15 protein-coding genes are annotated in these 19457 nt (G+C 46.0%); 6 read left to right on the top strand and 9 right to left on the bottom strand.

Features of this window, described 5'->3' with window-relative positions; all coding sequences use genetic code 11:
- Positions 1-37: 37 nt before the first annotated feature.
- The 5 genes from RJ41_RS07915 to RJ41_RS07895 all read right to left on the bottom strand — a co-directional run bounded on the left by RJ41_RS07915 (position 38) and on the right by RJ41_RS07895 (position 5934).
- Complete coding sequence (locus tag RJ41_RS07915; protein ID WP_039219038.1) at positions 38-616, bottom strand: Ig-like domain-containing protein; 579 nt, start codon at positions 614-616, stop codon at positions 38-40.
- Between the two features lie 11 nt (positions 617-627).
- The gene (locus RJ41_RS07910; protein WP_039219036.1) at positions 628-2220 is read right to left on the bottom strand and encodes a DUF4331 domain-containing protein; all 1593 of its coding nucleotides are present in this window, start codon (positions 2218-2220) and stop codon (positions 628-630) included.
- Positions 2221-2427: 207 nt separating this feature from the next.
- Entirely contained in the window at positions 2428-3162 is a 735-nt protein-coding gene (locus tag RJ41_RS07905) for an anti-sigma factor (RefSeq protein ID WP_039219033.1), read from the bottom strand.
- Positions 3159-3692 carry an RNA polymerase sigma factor gene (locus RJ41_RS07900; RefSeq protein WP_039219032.1) on the bottom strand — a complete coding sequence of 178 codons (534 nt, stop codon included), beginning with the start codon at positions 3690-3692 and terminating at the stop codon, positions 3159-3161. The genes RJ41_RS07905 and RJ41_RS07900 overlap by 4 nt, the downstream gene beginning before the upstream one ends.
- A gap of 166 nt (positions 3693-3858) precedes the next feature.
- Positions 3859-5934 carry a TonB-dependent receptor gene (locus RJ41_RS07895; protein WP_039219031.1) on the bottom strand — a complete coding sequence of 692 codons (2076 nt, stop codon included), beginning with the start codon at positions 5932-5934 and terminating at the stop codon, positions 3859-3861.
- A 175-nt stretch (positions 5935-6109) separates the two neighbouring features.
- Here RJ41_RS07895 and RJ41_RS07890 point away from each other — a divergent pair, with 175 nt between their 5' ends.
- A complete protein-coding gene (locus RJ41_RS07890; RefSeq protein WP_084081786.1) occupies positions 6110-6694 on the top strand; it encodes an RDD family protein in 585 nt (194 codons plus the stop codon).
- A gap of 94 nt (positions 6695-6788) precedes the next feature.
- Here the strand turns inward: RJ41_RS07890 and lptG are convergent, their stop codons facing one another.
- Together lptG and lptF are read right to left on the bottom strand one after the other, a co-directional pair.
- Positions 6789-7850 carry an LPS export ABC transporter permease LptG gene (lptG, locus tag RJ41_RS07885; RefSeq protein WP_039219029.1) on the bottom strand — a complete coding sequence of 354 codons (1062 nt, stop codon included), beginning with the start codon at positions 7848-7850 and terminating at the stop codon, positions 6789-6791.
- Positions 7851-8951 (bottom strand): LPS export ABC transporter permease LptF, encoded by a 1101-nt coding sequence (lptF, locus tag RJ41_RS07880; protein ID WP_039219027.1) that lies wholly within the window; start codon positions 8949-8951, stop codon positions 7851-7853.
- A 263-nt stretch (positions 8952-9214) separates the two neighbouring features.
- Between lptF and pepA the strand changes: the two genes are divergently transcribed.
- From pepA to RJ41_RS07865, 3 genes are read left to right on the top strand one after another with little or no spacing between them, the layout of a single operon-like run.
- A complete protein-coding gene (gene pepA / locus RJ41_RS07875; RefSeq protein ID WP_039219202.1) occupies positions 9215-10720 on the top strand; it encodes a leucyl aminopeptidase in 1506 nt (501 codons plus the stop codon).
- Between the two features lie 6 nt (positions 10721-10726).
- On the top strand, positions 10727-11149 hold the full coding sequence (locus RJ41_RS07870; RefSeq protein WP_039219026.1) for a DNA polymerase III subunit chi: 423 nt from the start codon (positions 10727-10729) through the stop codon (positions 11147-11149).
- Between the two features lie 35 nt (positions 11150-11184).
- Positions 11185-13959 (top strand): valine--tRNA ligase, encoded by a 2775-nt coding sequence (locus tag RJ41_RS07865; protein WP_039219025.1) that lies wholly within the window; start codon positions 11185-11187, stop codon positions 13957-13959.
- Between the two features lie 174 nt (positions 13960-14133).
- Here the strand turns inward: RJ41_RS07865 and RJ41_RS07860 are convergent, their stop codons facing one another.
- Together RJ41_RS07860 and RJ41_RS07855 are read right to left on the bottom strand one after the other, a co-directional pair.
- On the bottom strand, positions 14134-16803 hold the full coding sequence (locus tag RJ41_RS07860; protein ID WP_039219024.1) for a hybrid sensor histidine kinase/response regulator: 2670 nt from the start codon (positions 16801-16803) through the stop codon (positions 14134-14136).
- A 48-nt stretch (positions 16804-16851) separates the two neighbouring features.
- On the bottom strand, positions 16852-18135 hold the full coding sequence (locus tag RJ41_RS07855; RefSeq protein WP_039219021.1) for an ABC transporter substrate-binding protein: 1284 nt from the start codon (positions 18133-18135) through the stop codon (positions 16852-16854).
- 187 nt (positions 18136-18322) lie between these two features.
- On the opposite strand from RJ41_RS07855, the gene RJ41_RS07850 reads away from it, so the two are divergent.
- Together RJ41_RS07850 and RJ41_RS07845 are read left to right on the top strand one after the other, a co-directional pair.
- Complete coding sequence (locus RJ41_RS07850) at positions 18323-19171, top strand: SPFH domain-containing protein (protein ID WP_039219019.1); 849 nt, start codon at positions 18323-18325, stop codon at positions 19169-19171.
- A 61-nt stretch (positions 19172-19232) separates the two neighbouring features.
- Complete coding sequence (locus RJ41_RS07845) at positions 19233-19442, top strand: type II toxin-antitoxin system antitoxin (protein ID WP_039219018.1); 210 nt, start codon at positions 19233-19235, stop codon at positions 19440-19442.
- Positions 19443-19457 lie beyond the last annotated feature (15 nt).

Here is a 19457-nt window from a genome sequence, read left to right as displayed (position 1 = left end):
GGTTATGTGCTAACAAACTCCTGTTATTTGATGCGTGTTATTGGCCTATCAATAAGTCATCAAAAGTAGAGTCGTCAGCATCTTGAGTGAACTTGCGTCCATTTATTGGTAACGGCTCATCCGTTGGCGCTTGATTGAAAGCGTCGCGGGTATAGCTAGAAAACGATACCTGCTGCGCCTCAATAGTAACGCTAATGGTGGCCGTAACTTCTGGGTTAACACCGTCAGTAACGGTAAATGTGAAGCTATCGCTTCCTGTTACTTGGGCGTTTGGCGTGTAAGTAAAGGTGCCGTCAGCATTAACTTCAGCACTACCTAAGCTACCGTTTTCGCCAAGACCAAAAGTTAGCGCGTCGCCATCTTCATCGGTTGCTGTCAAAGTGCCATCAATCGTAATATCCGCTTGCGTTGTAAGCATTTGGTCAACGGCAACCGGCGCAGCATTTTCTTCTGGGGCTTGATAGTCGTTATCGTCGTCACTATCGAAACAACCTGAAAGTGCTAACACCAACCCTGAAGCAATCCACATACGGTGCTGTTGACGTTTCACTGACGTTTGCTTTTTAGGCGCAGTGGTATCACTGCGCTTATTTAATAACCTCATCTTCATAGACATGATGGGTCTCCTTATTCAGAGCCAGCAAGTGGTGTTTTTAGGTATGGAAACGACGTATCAATCATACTTGCATCTACGGGCGCGCCATCAGTAAATGGAACATTACCTACGCTCGCGTCCTCTGGCGCACAAAGGCCAAGGTCGGTATCTTCACCTGCTACTGGAATGGGGTAACACAAACGGCCCATTACTACGCGAAGGGCTATATCAACCACGTCATCACCAGGACGGCGTCCGTTCGGAAAGCCCGCTAAGTCATCGCCTGCCACACCAAAAGCTGACTGCGATTCTGCAGGTGTTGCTGGGATCCCAGTATTTAGGCGCAGCATTTCAGACGCTGTAACCGTTGCTTGCTGGTTAACGCCTGGGAAACCAGTAAGGAAGGCTGTCACCAAGTCCACGCGCGGGAAGTTAGTAGGTGCAAGGGTCTCAATATCCGTACCCAGTGTAGTATTCACAGCATCTTTGAACAGAATGTTTAGTAGCTCTGGCAACGATGGGTGAGTAACATAATCAGCAAACTGGCCATCTGCACTTGGATGAGAGCTAGAGAATTTGTCTTTATCGCCAATACCAATAACAAGCTCGTTGACTAGCGGGCTACCTAAACGAGACACTTGTGTCATTGCACCACCGTTGGTTTCAGGTTTCGCAAAAGTAGCATCTGGATTTAGGATACGGGCTTGCGGCAAACTTGCCGTGGTCCAGCTACCAATTACGCCATTGCCTTCACCCGTAACACACGCCTTGGGTACTTCGATAGATAATGCTGTCACGTTTTTATCGGCTAAGTCGTCATTCATGGCACTTTGCGTAATGCCGCCAGGGAAACCCTCGCCATCCCCTGCACCCGGTGCGCTGTCGCCTTCAACAGGTACATAGTTTACTAGGTCAAATGTTTTGCCTAGGTTAACAACGAAGGGGTCTTTTCGCTGGCCAACAAACACTTTGGCCATATCATCGCAGCCAGGGATGCTGAATGAGTAAATGAAGCTTTCAGCATAGCGCGCGTATTCAGTTTCACTGGTAAAAGTCTTGTTGCCGATGTAATCAAGGGGCTTTTTGAACATGTCACCCATTGCCGGGGTAAGCGCGGTGCGCGTGCCCGTTTGCATGTCGCCGCTTACCATAGTAAGGCTGTACATTTCAGAGAAGTTCGCTGCGCTTGAATCGTCTGCACTAATTCCGCCTACATTTTTAAGCGGCACTTTTACCATTTTTTGTTCGCCTTCTGGGCCAATTGGCAGAGCAATGCCTTCGTTATCAGCAGCGAGCATATTGTTAAACTTAAAAACAAAGCTTAAGTCTTCAATCGCGTCGCCGTCGCTATCGATATGGATGGCATAGTGCGCGTTCGGATCCATCGCAAAATAATTAGGGCCACCGTACGCATCCTGCAATGGGATGTAGTTTGCGATGAAAGTCACATAGTCTTCACGGCCTTCTTCATAGCTGTTAAAAGCGTAAAAGTCAGTGCTATCTAAGGCTGGGTGACGAGTGATATTAGGTGCCTCACGGTGGCTTGATGCGATTGCACCAGCTGTGACGGCGGCGCATGTCAGCGCAACGGCTACAGATAAAGTTTTGCGTTTGAATTGGAGCATGTTGGGTCTCTCTGTTTTTTATGAGTTCAAGAGACCAAACGACTGAGGTTTCACCTTGGATGCAAAAATGTTTAAAAAATTAGAATAAAGTTTTTATTAAAAGTAAAAGCGCACTGTCTGAAAGGATATTTTTAAAAAAGCGATAAGTATAAATCACAAAAAGGCCACGTAATGTGGCCTTTTGACTAAGTGCATAAGTGATTGAATTTATACGGAAACAATCGGTGCTATATAGAGTACCTCCGTTGGAGCCCCTGTAACTGAGCCACCAGGCGCTTCTAAGCTCACTGCTAACGCCGCGATGCTTTGATCTAGCAAAATATCTGGGGTCGCCCGCGTATCGCCATTGGCTTCAGGCATTAGACCAAGAGAGATCGGCGCCTCACCGTTTGCCGGCACCATCCAAAGCTCGTAATCCTTATCGGCCAAAGCCACGAAAGCATCGGTTACCTTTACATTCATGGTTGTGTCAGAAACTTCTATCACCCACAACGGCGTATTGTCAGCGTTGTTTACTACGGCAATATGAGAAACCTCAGGTGTAGGAACGGGTTGCATTACGAAAAGCAATACGGCCAATACCATTGCAGCTGCGGTGGATATGAACGATAAGTTCTTCCAGCGTTTCTGCTTCTCTTTCTCAAAGTCGATAACCTCGCTAGGCTTGCTGGAAGGTTTTGTATCGCTAGCTACATTTGCGTTGTTAGCGGCTTTATGTCCGAGTTTTACTTGGATGCTTTCCCACACGTCATCTGGTGGCGCCACAGGCGGAAGCGTCTCCGCAAAGCCGGTTAGATATTGTTCCCATTGGGCCGTTGCGTCGCTCACCGCTTGGTATTGCATCATCAATTTTTGATAGCGCGTTCGCGCTTTGCCACGTAGCGTTCCAACTACATATTCTGCAGCAAGGGCGTTAAGACGCTCTTCTTTTAAATAGTTCATAGTGATAGACACCTCTGCAAGCTTTGCAAGCCTCGTCTTATCCAGCTCTTAATGGTTCCCAGTGGTGATGCTAAGTGAGTAACCACCTCTTGATGTGACATGCCGTTAACGTAAGCTAAGTGAATAGCTTGCCGCTGAGGGCCGTCTAATTCATCCAAGCACGAGGCTAGTTTAGCTTGCTCTGCACCCAGTTTAACATTTTGTGAGCTCTCTACTCCCGATGGTGCATCATCGTTTAGTTCAACTTCGTTTCTTACATTGTGGTAGCGAATTAAATCCAGCGCTCGATAGCGTGCAATGCTTACCATCCAAGTCAACACCGTGCCTTTACCGCGCTGATAATTGCCTGCGTTATGCCATATTTTAATGTAAGCATCTTGTGTGGCTTCATCAGCAAGTTCCGGCCGCTTTAGTAGCTTTAAAGCAACGGCATAAAGCTGTGGGCTGGTAATTTTATAAAGCTCTGCGAAGGCTTTCTTGTCACCGTCTGCTGTTTTACACAACAAAGGGAACAAAGTTTCATGTTCCATCATTGCTCCTACCTTTTATTGTTATGGCGTCATTTTTATACTAAGACGTACTATCAAAAATGCTGCATCTAAGTATTTAAACTAGCACGCTTTTTAAACATTTACATAAAATATAGAGGCCCCAAAAGGGCCGGCGCCGCTATTACTATCAAAAGTTTCTGCGCGGTTAATATTTCAAGGAAACAGTCAGGCGGATGTTTCTTGGCTCAACCGGGTGATAATGCAAATCCTCAACCCCTTCCTCTGACTCACCAAGAAGTCTAGATGCGTAAAAGTAATCTATATCGTGATCGTCACTGTCTAAGGCGTTGAGCATTTCTAATGTTATGTCCCATGTTGGCTGGCGATAGGCAACTTGAGCATTCACTAAAAATGTTGACGGCGGTGAAATTTCATCGAAGCTTTCTACGGTGCGAGAACTTAAGTAGCGGCCTCGTAGGGTATAGCTGAACCCCAGTTGGTTACTTCTTTGATAGTAGGTTAGTCCTGCACTCACCACACCTGGCACGGTGCCATCAATGTGACGGCCTTCGCCTTCAACGCTGTCGCTAAATCGTGCCTTGGTCCACGCAGCTTCAATGTCTGTTGTTAGGTGATGGCTTATCCAGTAGTAGGCACTCACTTCAATGCCGTGTCGCTCGGAGGGACGACTAGCTTCAGTAAAGCCTGCATCACCAACATATACCAGCTCGCTATCAAGTTCTAAGCGCCACAGGGCAGCAGATAGGTTATAGGTTTTATTATCGGTATAGTTAACGCCCGCTTCATAGCCAAGGCTCTTTACCAATAATGGAGCTGCTTCGGTAGCATCACCACTTACCGGGTCTATATTAATGGTGGCTCCCCGTGCATCGTTGGAATGAAAGCCCTGCCCAACGTTGGCAAATGCGGTAAGTTGGTCTGATACACTGTACTTCAAGCCTGCTTTAAGGGTAAATAAATCGTCACTTTCGCTTCCTGAATTAGCACCAAGATTGCTGGTAACGTCTACATCTAAGTAATCGTATCTACCTCCTAATGAAAGGCTCAATGCGTCACTTAGCACAATGTTTGACTGGGCAAAAAGTGCATAGCTGTTACTGTCTATTTCGTCTTCTCGGATAGTGCCAAAGCGGGTTAAGTTTTGGGTGCGATACAACCCCACATTATCGATATCGTCGAAACGCCACTGGCCACCTAGGGTAATACTGCTCCCGTTTGTTATTGCCAAGGGCAGGGTAGTGAATATCTCGCCACCGTATATTTTTCTGTCGTCAGCTTGTTCGAACTGATCGCCACGCTCAGGATTATCAAGGAAATAGGTAAAATTAGAGAACAAACTAAGTTCGGTATCTATGACATAAAGCGAAGCATTCCATGTATCACTGGTGTAGTTTGCAGATAAACTATACCGAGAGGATTCACCGCCAACTTGGGTATCGATAGAGCCAAGGCGGTCTATTAAACCGCTTTTAATAGCGCGTTCTGGAACTTGATCAGCGCCATTCCAGCTGTTGTCGTAAGCCATTCCCGTTACAGTAAGTTGGCCGTCTAGCAAGGGCGTAATGTAACGGATATGTGTGTTCTTCTTTTTTACGTCTTCGTCTACTTCAGTCCACGGGCCGTCATAAGTCTGATATTCTAAGGCGGTAACGACACGGCTTTCTCCTGCCTCAAAATGATTTAGTGCAACAGCGCGCTTGAATCCATATTCACCTAGGCCTAGGAACAATTGGTTCTGTTCAAGGGAGTCTCGCAAGTTGAAGAACGCACCACCAGCACTCGAAAAATCGCCAATGTTGGCGTAATAAGTACCTTTAAAATAGCTAAGGTTGTCGATAAATTCGGGGATAATAAAGTTTAAGTCGCTGTAGCCTTGGCCATGTCCGTGGCTTCGCATGTTCACCGGCATACCGTCTACACTCACCGTAAAATCCGTGCCATGGTCGAGGTTAAAACCGCGCAGGAAGTACTGGTTGGCTTTTCCCGAACCACTGTGTTGGGTCACCATCATGCCCGGGATAAATTCAAGTATTTCACCGGCGCGCAACATTGGGCGTTCAATCAAGGTGTCACCAGACACCCATCCCTGCGAGGCAGAGATAAACTCTCCGTCTTTTACCGATGAGTCACCACGTACTCGAATATGCTCAATATCACCTTCGGGGTCGTCTAACGCCATTGCAGCGCCCATACCGAGCGAAAACGAGCTAGCGATAAGTGTTGTTACCAGAATTTTTGCTGTCACCGTATTTACGTCCATTATCCGTTTGTAATACCAATAACGATTAATAATGGTTAATGGATGCAAAAAGGTGGAAATCATTTTTCTTTGCTTATTGCACTATTAAATGCCGTTAACTAAGGCTTATGTTGTTTAAGCGATGTGGCGCTTATGTCAAAATAAACGCTGTTGTTAATGAAACGAAGAGATACCCGTGGCGAGACACGACAAAAAAGCCAAGAAGAAGTCCTCATCATCTAATCACTTAAAGGCGAAGGATGATAAAAACGCGCCTAACTCAGAATCAGACAGTTCATCACTTGAGCGAGCTGGATTTGTTAGACGTTTATTGGCAATGATTTACGATACGCTAGTGGCTACTGCTGTAGGCATGTGTGCGGCCATGGTGATGATAGTAACCCTGGTGGTTATGTTAAAAAACGGTACGCTCGATTTACAGGGTTATGCGGAGCCTGCTGATCTTATTCAGGCTTCTTTTGGTTATAAACTGCTTATTCAAACGTGGGTGGGTTTGTGGATAGCTGGGTTCTTCTTGTGGTTTTGGCGCAGGGGCGGGCAAACGCTTGGTATGCGAGCTTGGCGTTTACGTATTTATAGCACGGTTGAAGAGCCTATGACATGGCCGCGCTTGTTCATTCGCCTGATAGCATCGTTGGGTGGTCTAGGCACCTTACTTGTATTGTTTGATTTTAAAAATAAACAATCACTGCAAGACCGACTGGCAAAGACCGAAGTGTTGAAGTTGACCAAAGAAGCGAACGACCACAAGAGCTGGTAAAAACCTTGTAGGGCACTAAAAAAGCATAAAAAAGAGGCTGCAAGATGCCTCTTTTTTATGCTTTGACTTAACTAGCCGAGCGTAGATAGTTTTATCAGCGTTTAAGCATTACACCTGCGACAGCTGCGAAAAGTAGACTTGGTAGTAAAGCCCCTAAGAACGGAGGCAGCTGATAGACTAAACTCACTGGGCCAAATACTTCATTAAGAATAAAGAAGCCGAAGCCTGTCAGTACGCCCATGATCACGCGTGCGCCCATTGTAACGCTACGCAGCGGGCCAAAGATGAACGACAATGCCATTAACAGCATTACGCCTACCGAAATAGGTTGGAATACCTTGCGCCACAAGGCGAGTTGATAACGAGAAGGGTCTTGGTCGTTATTTTCTAGGTAGTTCACGTAATCCAGCAGCCCAGTAATAGATAAAGCCTCTGGCTTAACCGCAACAATGCCTAATTTGTCGGGTGTCAGTGTTGAATTCCAACGCATGCGGTTATTTTCATCTACCGTAACATTCGTTTCAGTAAACTTGGTTACTTCAACGTCGCTTAGCCACCAACCGTCGCCGTCGAAGGCCCCATTTTTAGCGTGAGTAATGCTCTCTAGCGACAAGTCAGGGTTAAAGCTAAATATGCTCACATCTTTGAGAGAGTCTTGGCTTAACACCTGACCTATGCTTACAAATCGGTCGCCATCTTTTGCCCACACCAGCTTATCGGAAGAAAATAAACTACCGCCTGAAATAGCTTCAGTTCTTATCTGTTTTGCCTTGGTTTCACTGTACGGGGTTACCCACTCGCCAACGGCCATTACCAATAAAATCATTACAAGGGTCGATTTCATGGCTGAGTTTATGATGTTCCAGCGGCTCATACCGGCGGCCTGCATTACTACCAGTTCGCTGTTACTCGCCAGTACGCCCATACCAATAAGGCCGCCTAACAATGTTGCCATAGGGAAGAACTGCTCTAAGTCGCGAGGCAAGCTTAGCAATACGTAGATAAAAGCGACCAGCATGTCATAGTCGCCTTCGCCAATTTTTCGCAGCTGTTCTACAAATTTAATGAGCGCGCTTAAGCCAATAAGTACGCTAAGCGTAACGGTAATTGTGCCTAACAGCGTACGGGCGATATATAAATCGAGGATCTTAAACATCTACTTTTTCCCCAATACCCAGGCGCGCAGCTCAGTGCCAGTTTTTCTGTCTCGCACAATTAGCATGACACCGATAATCAGCATGATGGTATGTACCCACCACAAGCCAAGCTGAGGTGGCATTTTGCCGTCTTCAAGCACTCGTCTACTTGCTAGTAGCAATAAGAAGTATCCCAAGTAAAGCAGGATGGCAGGGAACATTTTACCAAAGCGCCCCTGACGCGGGTCTACCGCGCTCAGCGGAACCGCAATCAGCACTAAAAATGGTATGGAAAGCGGTATGGCAATACGCCACTGAAGCTCGGCTCTGGCCTCAATACTGTCGTCTTCCCACAGTTCGTCAGTAGGCAGTACGCTTACCTTACGACGAGTTTCGTCGGCAGGTTTATCGGCAATCTGAATTTGGTATTCGTCAAATTCTACTTTGCGGAAAGCCTTTTCAGATTGCTTTCCTTCGTACTGTACCCCTTCTTTTAACACCAAGTTTCTAGTGCCGTCTGGGTTATTAGCGACTTCGCCGGTTTGTGCATACACAACGCGCACCTCGCCTTCGCTATCATCTGTTTGATTTTGCGATAAAAACACTCGTTGTAGTTTATCTTTATTGTCTACATCGTGAACAAAAATAACCGCTTTTTCGTTACCCGTTTGCTGGAATCTACCCGGCATTAGCGCCGAGATTCCGGCTTCGTTGCGGGCTTTTTCGCGTAGCTGATATTCGTTTTCAGCCGCTAATGGCGCGAAATAAAGGGTAATTGCGCCTGTGACTATCATGATAAGTACTGATAAAAACAGCATTACTCTAGTGACGTACCATTCACTAATACCGCAGGCACGCATTACGGTCATTTCACTGTCTACATACAGCCTGCCGTGTGCCAGCATAATACCCAGATAAGCACTGATGGGCAGCACCAATGAAGAGAGGATAGGGGCATATAAACCTAGGAAGCCAAGCACTAGCCCAGCGGGGATATCACCGTCTGACGCATCGCCCAACACGCGCACAAATCGCAAGGTGACAAAAATTGCCATTAGGATAAAGAAAATCGCTAACTGAGATTTCAGCGTTTCCTTAAGTAAATAGCGGAATATCAGCATCTCAGCCCTTCCGGAAAATTAGGAATTTTAGTGAAAGAAAGCACAATTTTGTTTAAACTTACCGTTTTTACAAGTTTTGCCTGCAATCATAAACCGTTTGCATGGTGTTTTGACGCAAATTTAACCTATATTCAATAGGTCTTTAAGCGTGAATTGCAGCGAACTAAAAAGTTATGCTGCGTATTAAAACATAAAGCAGCGCGAAACGTTACGTGATTTTAGTCATCGTGCAAACCATAAACGACGAAAAGCGAGGTGATATCGTGGAGTTTAGTGTAAAAAGTGGCAGTCCTGAAAAACAACGCAGCGCATGTATTGTTGTGGGTGTCTTCGAGCCGCGCCGCCTAACGGCAGTGGCTGAACAGCTAGACGAAATCAGTGAAGGTTATATCAGCAACTTGTTACGCCGTGGCGACCTTGAAGGTAAAGCGGGCCAAATGTTGTTGCTACACAACGTGCCAAATGTACTAAGCGAGCGCGTGCTTTTAGTCGGTTGTGGTAAAGAGCGCGAATTAGACGAGCGTCAGTACAAAAACATTATTGCCAAAACCATTCAAACATTGAATGAAACAGGCTCGATGGAAGCGGTATGTTTCCTTACCGAACTTCACGTTAAAGGTCGCGATACCTACTGGAAAGTACGTCAGGCAGTAGAAGCAACTGAAGACACGCTTTACACCTTTATGCAGCTTAAAACCAAGAAAGGCGAACCACGTCGCCCACTGCGTAAAATTGTATTTAACGTACCTACACGCCGTGAATTAACGGTTGGCGAACGTGCAGTTGAGCATGGTTTAGCCGTAGCCCGTGGTGCGAAAGTAACCAAAGACGTCGCTAACATGCCGCCAAACATCTGTAACCCAGCGTACCTGTGGCAGCAGGCGCAAGAATTGGCGAGTCAGTATGACAGCGTAACTGCTGAAGTGGTAGATGAAACCCAAATGGCAGAGCTGGGCATGCAGTCTTATCTTGCCGTTGGCCGTGGCTCTGCAAATGAAAGCATGATGAGCATTATGCATCACCGCGGTGGCCCTGCTGATCAAGCGCCAATTGTGCTTGTAGGTAAAGGTCTTACCTTCGATTCAGGTGGTATTTCAATTAAGCCTGGCGAAGCCATGGATGAAATGAAGTACGACATGGGTGGTGCTGCAGGCGTACTGGGTACTATGCACACTATCGCGGCGCTGAATCTGCCAATTAACGTTATTGGCGTATTGGCAGGCTGTGAAAACATGCCAGATGGCAAGGCGTACCGTCCGGGTGACATACTAACGACTATGTCGGGTCAAACCGTTGAAGTACTAAATACTGATGCCGAAGGCCGTTTGGTATTGTGCGATGCGTTAACCTATGTAGAGCGCTTCGACCCAGAGCTAGTGATTGACGTAGCCACGCTAACTGGCGCAGCGATTATCGCACTTGGTCACCATGCAACAGCGGTAATGAGCACGCACAACCCGCTTGCTCACGAACTACTTAATGCATCAGAGCAAAGTTCTGATCGCGCATGGCGTTTACCGCTATGGGACGATTATCAAGAGCAGCTTGAAAGCCCATTTGCCGACATGACAAACCTTGGTGGTCGCCCAGCAGGGTCAATTACCGCAGGTTGTTTCTTGTCGCGCTTCACTAAGAAGTACAACTGGGCTCACCTTGATATTGCCGGTACGGCATGGCGCAGTGGTAAGAACAAAGGCGCAACAGGCCGTCCAGTGCCTATGCTGTCTCAGTTCCTAATGAACCGCGCTGATATCAAGTTAGAGGACTAATCATTCATGCCACAAGTGATATTTTATCAACTTACCAGCAGTGATAACGGCGTGGCAGGCCGCGCCAGCGAAGTTATTGCCTCAGCGTTTGCTAACAAGCAAAAAATTAGCGTGCTGTGCGATACACAGGCGCAGGCTGAAGAAGTTGATGAATTGTTGTGGCAGCTGCCGGCTGACCGCTTTGTTCCCCATAACCTTTATGGTGAAGGGCCGCAATCGGGAACGCCGGTGGAAATTTGTTGGCGGCCAGAGCAGGTAGCCAGACGACAAATGGTGGTGAATGTGGGGTCCGGTATGGTGCCCTCACCCAACCTGCATCGTCAAATCATCGATTTTGTACCCGTGGACGAGAACGCCAAACAGGCCGCGCGGGTAAGATACAAAAACTATCAGCAAGCTGGATGCAACATGCAGTTTAAATCTGCATAAGTCATTCGCGTTTAGCTTCAATTTGAGAGTGTGTAATGGATAAAACCTTCGAACCGCAGTCCATCGAGCAGCAATGCTACAAGTCATGGGAAGAGGCGGGTTTATTTAAAGCTTCAGGTAGCGGCGACCCTTATTGTATTTTGCTCCCGCCACCAAACGTTACCGGTAGCCTTCACATGGGCCATGGTTTCCAACAAACCATTATGGACGCCTTAACCCGTTATCACCGCATGAAGGGCGACAATACGCTATGGCAAGTGGGTACTGACCACGCCGGTATTGCTACACAAATGGTGGTAGAACGCCAACTTAACGCTGAAGGCAAGACGCGCCACGATTTAGGTCGCGAAGACTTCATCAAAAAAGTGTGGGAATGGAAAGAGCACAGTGGCGGTACGATCACCGGTCAAATGCGCCGTTTAGGTACGTCACCTGACTGGTCTCGCGAAGTGTTCACCATGGACGAAGACCTGTCTAAAGCCGTAACTGAAGTGTTCGTTAAGCTACACGAAGAAGGCCTTATTTACCGCGGTAAGCGTTTGGTTAACTGGGATCCAGTGCTTCACACTGCAGTATCTGATCTTGAAGTACTGAACGAAGAAGAAGACGGCCACATGTGGCACATGCGCTACCCACTTGCAGATGGTAGCGGTGAACTAGTAGTTGCGACAACGCGCCCAGAAACCATGCTTGGTGACACTGCCGTTGCGGTACACCCAGATGACGAGCGTTATCAAGGCTTTATCGGCAAAGAAATTAAGCTACCGATTACTGGCCGTTTAATTCCGGTTATCGCCGATGACTATGTAGACCAAGAATTCGGTACAGGCTGCGTTAAAATTACCCCTGCTCACGACTTCAACGACTACGATATGGGTAAGCGTCATAACTTGCCTATGATCAACATTCTTACCGACGATGCGAAAATTAATGATGATGCTCCAGAAGCGTATCGCGGTTTAGATCGCTTCGATGCCCGTAAGCAAATTGTTGCTGACCTAGAAGCCCAAGGTTCTTTGGTTAAAATTGAGCCGCACAAGCTTAAAGTGCCGCGCGGCGACAGAACGGGGGCGGTAATTGAACCATACCTAACTGACCAGTGGTATGTAGCCGTTGAGTCTCTTGCTAAACCTGCAATTGAAGCGGTTGAAAGCGGCGAAATTCGCTTTGTGCCAGAGAACTGGAACAAGACTTACTATCAGTGGATGCACAACATTCAAGACTGGTGTATTTCGCGTCAGCTGTGGTGGGGACACCGCATTCCAGCGTGGTACGACGAAAACGGCAAGGTTTTTGTTGGTCGCACTGAAGAAGAAGTGCGCGAGAAGCACGGTCTTGGCAGTGACGTAACCCTTTCACAAGACGATGATGTACTAGATACCTGGTTCTCAAGCGCACTATGGCCGTTCGCGACTATGGGCTGGCCAGAAGAAACGCCAGATCTAGAAACCTTTGTACCGTCTTCAGTGCTAGTAACCGGCTTTGACATCATCTTTTTCTGGGTTGCCAGAATGATCATGATGACCAAGAAGTTCACGGGCAAAATTCCGTTTAAAGACATCTACATTACTGGTCTTATCCGCGATGAGAACGGCGATAAAATGTCAAAGTCGAAGGGCAATGTGCTTGACCCCATCGATTTGATTGACGGTATTGATATTGAGTCGCTAGTCACTAAACGCACTGCTGGCATGATGCAGCCTCAGCTCGCTGAGAAGATTGCTAAGCGCACTCGCAAGCAATTCCCTGATGGTATTCAGGCCTACGGTACAGACGCACTGCGCTTTACTTTTGCAGCTATGGCGTCAACCAGCCGTGATATCAACTTTGATATGGCCCGTGTTGAAGGCTATCGCAACTTCTGCAACAAGATTTGGAACGCATCGCGTTTCGTATTGATGAACGCAGAAGAGCACGATACAGGTCGTGACGGTGGCGAAATGGTGCTTAGCATGGCGGATCGCTGGATTTGGGCTAAGTTCCAACAAACGCTAGTTGAGTTTGAAAAAGCGCTTGAAGACTACCGTTTCGACATTGCTGCGCAAACCGTTTACGAGTTCACTTGGAACCAGTTCTGTGACTGGTATCTAGAGCTAACTAAGCCAGTGCTTAACAATGACGCCAGCACCGAAGCTGAAAAGCGCGGTACGCGTCATACGCTTATTAACGTACTTGAAAGCCTGCTTCGCTTATTGCACCCGTTAATGCCATTTATCACCGACACTATCTGGCAGCGCGTTGTGCCTCTGAGTGCACTTAAAGTGGAAGAGGGCGCAAGCATTATGGTTCAGGCATTCCCTGAAGTTGATGAAGCGAAACAAGACGACAAAGTACTTGCTGATATCGAGTGGGTGAAGAAGTTTATCGTGGGTATTCGTAATATCCGTGGTGAAATGGATATCTCGCCAAACAAACCGCTTAATGCGCTACTTAAAAACGTTAGCGACGAAGACGCACGTCGTCTTGATGCGGCTAAGGCATTCCTCGATAAGCTTTCTAAGCTTGAAACCGTTACTGTATTGAAAGACGGTGAAGAAGCGCCAGCCAGCGCAACAGCGCTTGTGGGTGAGATGGAAATTCTTATCCCAATGGCAGGGCTTATCGACAAAGACGCAGAGCTTGCTCGTATTACTAAAGCCATGGAGAAAATCGAGAAAGACGTATCTCGTACTCGTGGCAAGTTGGGTAACGAGAAGTTCGTAAGTAATGCGCCAGAAGCGGTAATTGAAAAAGAACGCGCTAAGTTGGAAGAGGGTGAAAAAGCCCTAGCCAAACTTAAAGAGCAGTTCGAGACCATTAAAGCGCTGTAAAGCTTAATGTAATTGCCCATTGATTGCCCGTACAAGGAGCAGTTAAGCGAGCGAATAGTAAAAGGGTTACCAATAGGTAACCCTTTTTTGTTGGCAGTTTAAATAAACGATAACAGCTTGCTCGGCTATCGCATATCCAAAAACTATGCGATCTAGAATACAGGTCGGTTATTATTACTTGCCTAAATATTCTCTGAGCATACTTATCAGCGACTTTTGCTTAATAGGTTTGGTCAAATAATCATTCATACCAGCGTCTATCGCGCTTTGTTTATCTTCTTTCATGGCATTGGCTGATAGTCCAATGATTGGCACGCCGGTAAAGCCTTTCTCGCGAAGTTGTTTGGTAGCTTCATATCCGTCCATCACCGGCATTTGCACGTCCATTAAAATTAAATCGTACTGAGGGGCGTTTTCTACTTTTTGTACTGCTTGCTTACCATCTTCAGCAATATCAAACGTAAGTCCTAGGTTTGTTAGAATTTCACCGGTAACGAGTTGGTTTATATTATTATCCTCTACGAGCAATATGTGCCCTTCAAGATTCGAGCTCTCGGGTTCCTCTTTATATTCTTGGCTTTGATAATTAGCATCTTTTGCGATTATTTGGTGTACAAAACGTTCAAATTGGGCGGGTGTGAAAGGGTGCATAATTAAGGGGCCTTTCCACAGCGAGTCATATTTAGACTGCAGGGCACTGCCAGCGCTCTCCATCACTAAGCCTACTGACTTTCCGCTTTCTAAAAGGCTGTTCAGCCAGCTAATATTTTTCCTAAACAAGCTAAATTCATGAACATCGACAACAATATGGTCGGGGAGAGTAGTAGCATCTTTAGCATCTTCAATTGACATACTTGATGCTGTCGACAGCTGAATTTGAGTGCAATAGGCTTCTGGGAGTAACGGCGATTCAGTTACGTAAAGGCTATTAGTAGGCAACTGTGGGGAGTTTTGTAACACCCCTGGCTGATTCTTAAATGCTTTAAGAGGAAGCTCAACCTCGAATCTACTGCCTTTCCCCATAGTAGAGGTTGCATGAATGCGTCCATCCATAAGCTCAGTAAGCTGGCTGACAATGGCAAGGCCTAATCCAGTACCGCCGTATTTGCGGTTAGTTGAGCCATCAGCCTGTGTAAAAGGCTTAAATATTTTATCGAGCTGCGCTGGGCTCATGCCTATACCTGAGTCGGTAATTCGCATAATGAGGTTTAGTAGGTTACCTTTTTCATTCAAGTTACCGTCAAACTCTATATCTATACGCCCTTGTTCGGTAAATTTCACGGCGTTGTTGCCAATGTTCATAATAATTTGAGCAATGCGCAACGGATCGCCTATAACCTGAGGTGGTATGCTAGGGTTAACTGTAAAATGAACAGATAGATTTTTTTCTTTTGCGCGTAGCGCTATTACCGCGATGAGGTTGTCAAATAGCGAGTGCAGTGAAAAGCTAACCTCTTCTATCTTCAATTCGCCTGCTTCAATCTTTGAAAAGTCCAGAATGTCGTTAATTACGCTCAGTAATATTTGCCCAGAGTACGAAGCTTTATCAAGATAGCCTCGTACTGTTGGTGATATTTCTTGCTGTTGGGCTAGTTCTATCAGGCCAATGATACCATTCATGGGGGTACGAATTTCATGGCTCATATTCGCTAAAAACATGCTTTTAGATGCGGTAGCCTGCTCGGCTTTTACTTTAGATTCGGTGATGACCTTGTTTAAGTTTTCCAGCTGAGAGTTCATCGATCTCGCTTCGTTTAATAGCTTTTCCGTTTCTCGGTTTTTATCACTGAATACAAGAGCGGCTCTGGCTAGCTTTCCTATTTCGTCTTTGCGACTACTGCCCGGAATATTGGAGATTTGCACGCCTTCCGCGAGCTTGTTGAAAACTTCGGTAATAGAGCGGATTGGGCCAAGGATACGAAATGTTGAAAACAGTGCAGCGGCTAAAGCAAGCAAAATCGCAAATAGAGAAAAGAGCTCACCATTACGCTGTGTTTTCTCTGCTATTTGGTAAGTACGCTGTGTAACAACCTCTGAGTGAGTACTAACTTTTTTTGCTAATTCGCCGCTTAAATAGAGAAACTCATTAGCAGAGCCTGCCATCACTACATTAACCAGAAAAAGATTGCCTTGTGTTATTTGAGTCAGTTTAAAAAAGTCGTTTTTTATTCTGCCTATAATTCGCTCCACGCGCTGCTGCAGTCCAGCATTGGCAGAGAAGGATATGTGCATTAAAGCGTCAACAGAGTCATTGAATGTCTTGATGAATCTCATATCAGGCTTCATCAAGTATTTTAACATTGCATTTTCTGTTTGAATTAGAATGATCTTTGCATCTTCTACAGAAGTCGCTGAAACCTCTCCTTTCGCTAGTGCCTTATCGAGTTCACTTTCAAGCAAGGTAATATCAGACATAGTCCCTTGATCGACGAGATTGTCTCTTTCTGAGCGCGCTTCAACAACCTGAGAGAAGTTCTCTTGATAAGCGTTTAGGTGCTCTCTCATTCTACTGAGAATTTGATTGCTGTCGTCTTTTTGATTGGAATGCTCGTTAACCTCTGCAAGTTTATCGAGCTTGCTGTTAATGGTAACCATCAGGCGGCTAAAACGGGTTATAGCCGACTTACTTGCATTTTCTTTGAAGATTAAAACATTACGCTGAAGGTCGACAACGTCCCGTTCAAGCTCTTTTACAATGCCTACATCAATGACGGCTTTAGCCGCGGATGCCACGCCTTTATTTAAAACCTCTTGGTTTTTTCGCGCTACGAAGCCTTGAGCAAGTATTAGTGCAACTAAGGCAAGTAATACTGTTATAAGCTGTACTCGGATTGACGATAACATATGAGCTCGGGGAACCTTATTCCATTTAAGAAGCGGTATTACACTGCGTCATGCAGTGATAAATTCGTACCATTTTTGTAAGCTATATTCATAGCTTGGCATAACCGTATTCCAAACTGCAACATTACTGAATCGTTCTTCGTAACTGCCACCAGTTCGTTGTGCGCCTTTTTGTACACTCACTTTGCCATCAGTGCCTTTTAGTGGTTCAGAAGCAACTTTGCCCTTATACCAGTAGTCCCACTCAGCCTGCGATAAATATTCTGCAGAACGTTGGGGGTTCGAAATGTAATACCCCTGCCTTGCTATGAATGCACCCGGCCAACCCGACAGCCACCAGTTCATATATTCATAGGCTACATCTTTCACTCTGCCTTGGGTAGCAGAAGAAAGGCACATTACCCCGTGCCACCCTCGGTATCCCTCTTTTGGAGCCGCGAAAGTGACGGGAATATTTTGACCATTCAGTGCGGAGACCGCGGGTGAGAACATGCTTTCAACTGCGACACGACCACTTTTCATAAATTCAACGGATTCAGGAACCGATGTCCAAAAACCGCTAAAGTGACTCAACTGATTTAACTCTATAAGCAGGTTAAACAAGTCGTCTAGCTCGTATTCGGTGATAGCACCAATATCTTTGAAAGTGATAAAACCTTTCGCCTGCGCGGCTAATGCTAAATCGAATAATCCGATGGTAGGGTCATTTACGATGCCGACTTTTCCAGAAAAGTGACGATCTAGCAGCCAGCCCCAACTTTCTTCTTGCCCCTGCAGTTCAGTCGGGAGCTTTGACCTGTCATAACCAAATGAATCCACGTTATGTACGTAAGGCAAAAAGCTGATGGCATCGGTGTGCTTTTCACCTAAAGAGGCGTCTTCTTGCACATTAATAATCTTGTGCGGCGCGTCGCCGGCGCCCATACGCGCATTTTCAGTAAGCTTACCGGTTTTGCTTAAGTCGTTTATTTCTTCCCAATAGCGAAGGCGCTTTTTTTGTATCGGTTGAATAGCCTTTGCGCGCCACAGAACATTAATACTATTTGACCATTGCTCGTATAAGTCGAACGACTGAGGGTTCATAGATGCCTTTTGCAGCACAGTGGCACTGCCGCCAGGTTCAAACGCTATGTTAATACCTAAGTCTTCGATAGCGCGCTGTCGGATAGCTTCCTGTAATGTTACGTGAGTACCCATAACACGCAGCGTGGGCTTTGTTTTACCGATAGCGAAGGGAGTAATGCCTGCAGTCAACCCTAATGCTAGCCCGCCTTTGAGTAAGGTGCGACGTGCCGCAGAAGAATTATTGGTCTTACAAGGCTTAGTAGGCATTATGAAAGTCCGTATAAGAAGTATCCTAAATAACATTCTGGCATCTATTTTATAGACTTACCAAGGAATGTTTAAAAATAGCTTAATACAGCAGTGGGTTTGACATATCTGGTAACACTTCATTGGTGGCAAAATATGACTTTGCTTCTATTGTTAAGATATCAAAATGATATCAAAGGTGATCGATATGCAAGAAAAGAAGGGTTTCTCAGTCAACGGATATTTGATGATCTGTGTTTTATTAGTTGCCCAGGCTGCGGCTTTTTTCTATGCCGTTGGGGGAAGCCCCGAAGGCGGAATTATTTTAAGTCTTCTGGTTGGTGCACTCTGGATGGGGTATTTTATGGTGCAGCCGAATCAAGCCAAGGTGATGACTTTTTTTGGTAGCTATGTTGGTACCGTGTCCAATGTAGGTTTGCGCTGGACCATTCCATTGTTTCGCCGAACCAATATCTCACTTCGCATAAGAAACTTCGAAAGCGCCAAAATTAAAGTGAATGACAACCAAGGGAACCCTATTGAAATTGCGTCAATTGTGGTGTGGAAAGTCACGGATACTGCAGAAGCCGTATTTGACGTAGACGATTATGAAAGCTTTGTTCGCATTCAGAGTGAATCTGCTATTCGTAATATGGCAAGTAGTTTTCCTTATGACCCTCGCGATGATGAGCAAGCTGAAGTGGCCCTTCGCAGCCACCCGATAGAGATCTCAGAACGGTTACAAGAAGAAATTCAGGCGCGTTTAGCGAAAGCAGGGATCACTATATTAGAGTCTCGTATTAGCCATCTTGCCTATGCGCAGGAAATCGCAAGCGCGATGTTACAACGCCAACAAGCCTCAGCTATTGTCGCAGCACGCAAACAGATTGTGGATGGCGCAGTAGGAACGGTTGAAATGGCGCTTCAACGACTAAATGAAAAAGGTGTCGTAGAGTTAGATGAAGAGCGCAAAGCGACCATGATCAGCAATCTCCTCGTTGTACTGTGCGGTGATAAGTCAACGCAGCCTGTTATTAATACAGGTACAATTTACTAATAAAGTTTAGTTTCTAATTATGGTGTCGTAGCAACTTAAAGCGGCACATAAGGTTTTTATTTTGGCAAAGAAAAAAGCGTATCCTCTCCGGATAAATGAAAATGTACTTGCCGCTATGGAAAGGTGGGCCGCTGATGATTTACGTAGTGTTAATGCACAAATTGAGTATGTATTAAGACAAGCGCTTGTTAAGCAAGGTAGAGTCAAGCTTGTAGAAAAGGTGGTGGTGGAAGTTGAAGAAATACAACCGTCGAAGAATGATGGTTTATAAGGGCCATTAAGGGAT

The sequence above is a fragment of the Alteromonas marina genome, assembly GCF_000808575.1.
GTDB classification, from domain to species: domain Bacteria; phylum Pseudomonadota; class Gammaproteobacteria; order Enterobacterales; family Alteromonadaceae; genus Alteromonas; species Alteromonas marina_A.
The sequence above is the reverse complement of the archived record's forward strand: the minus strand, read 5'-3'. Positions and strand labels throughout refer to the sequence as shown.

Excerpts from the sequence above, each read along its gene's own strand:
- RJ41_RS07895 (WP_039219031.1), bottom strand. The coding sequence starts at position 5,934 with ATGGACGTAAATACGGTGACAGCAAAAATTCTGGTAACAACACTTATC.
- RJ41_RS07850 (WP_039219019.1), top strand. The coding sequence starts at position 18,323 with ATGCAAGAAAAGAAGGGTTTCTCAGTCAACGGATATTTGATGATCTGT.
- lptG (WP_039219029.1), bottom strand. The coding sequence starts at position 7,850 with ATGTTTAAGATCCTCGATTTATATATCGCCCGTACGCTGTTAGGCACA.
- RJ41_RS07910 (WP_039219036.1), bottom strand. The coding sequence starts at position 2,220 with ATGCTCCAATTCAAACGCAAAACTTTATCTGTAGCCGTTGCGCTGACA.
- RJ41_RS07855 (WP_039219021.1), bottom strand. The coding sequence starts at position 18,135 with ATGCCTACTAAGCCTTGTAAGACCAATAATTCTTCTGCGGCACGTCGC.
- RJ41_RS07900 (WP_039219032.1), bottom strand. The coding sequence starts at position 3,692 with ATGGAACATGAAACTTTGTTCCCTTTGTTGTGTAAAACAGCAGACGGT.
- RJ41_RS07865 (WP_039219025.1), top strand. The coding sequence starts at position 11,185 with ATGGATAAAACCTTCGAACCGCAGTCCATCGAGCAGCAATGCTACAAG.
- RJ41_RS07870 (WP_039219026.1), top strand. The coding sequence starts at position 10,727 with ATGCCACAAGTGATATTTTATCAACTTACCAGCAGTGATAACGGCGTG.
- lptF (WP_039219027.1), bottom strand. The coding sequence starts at position 8,951 with ATGCTGATATTCCGCTATTTACTTAAGGAAACGCTGAAATCTCAGTTA.
- RJ41_RS07905 (WP_039219033.1), bottom strand. The coding sequence starts at position 3,162 with ATGAACTATTTAAAAGAAGAGCGTCTTAACGCCCTTGCTGCAGAATAT.
- RJ41_RS07860 (WP_039219024.1), bottom strand. The coding sequence starts at position 16,803 with ATGTTATCGTCAATCCGAGTACAGCTTATAACAGTATTACTTGCCTTA.
- RJ41_RS07915 (WP_039219038.1), bottom strand. The coding sequence starts at position 616 with ATGTCTATGAAGATGAGGTTATTAAATAAGCGCAGTGATACCACTGCG.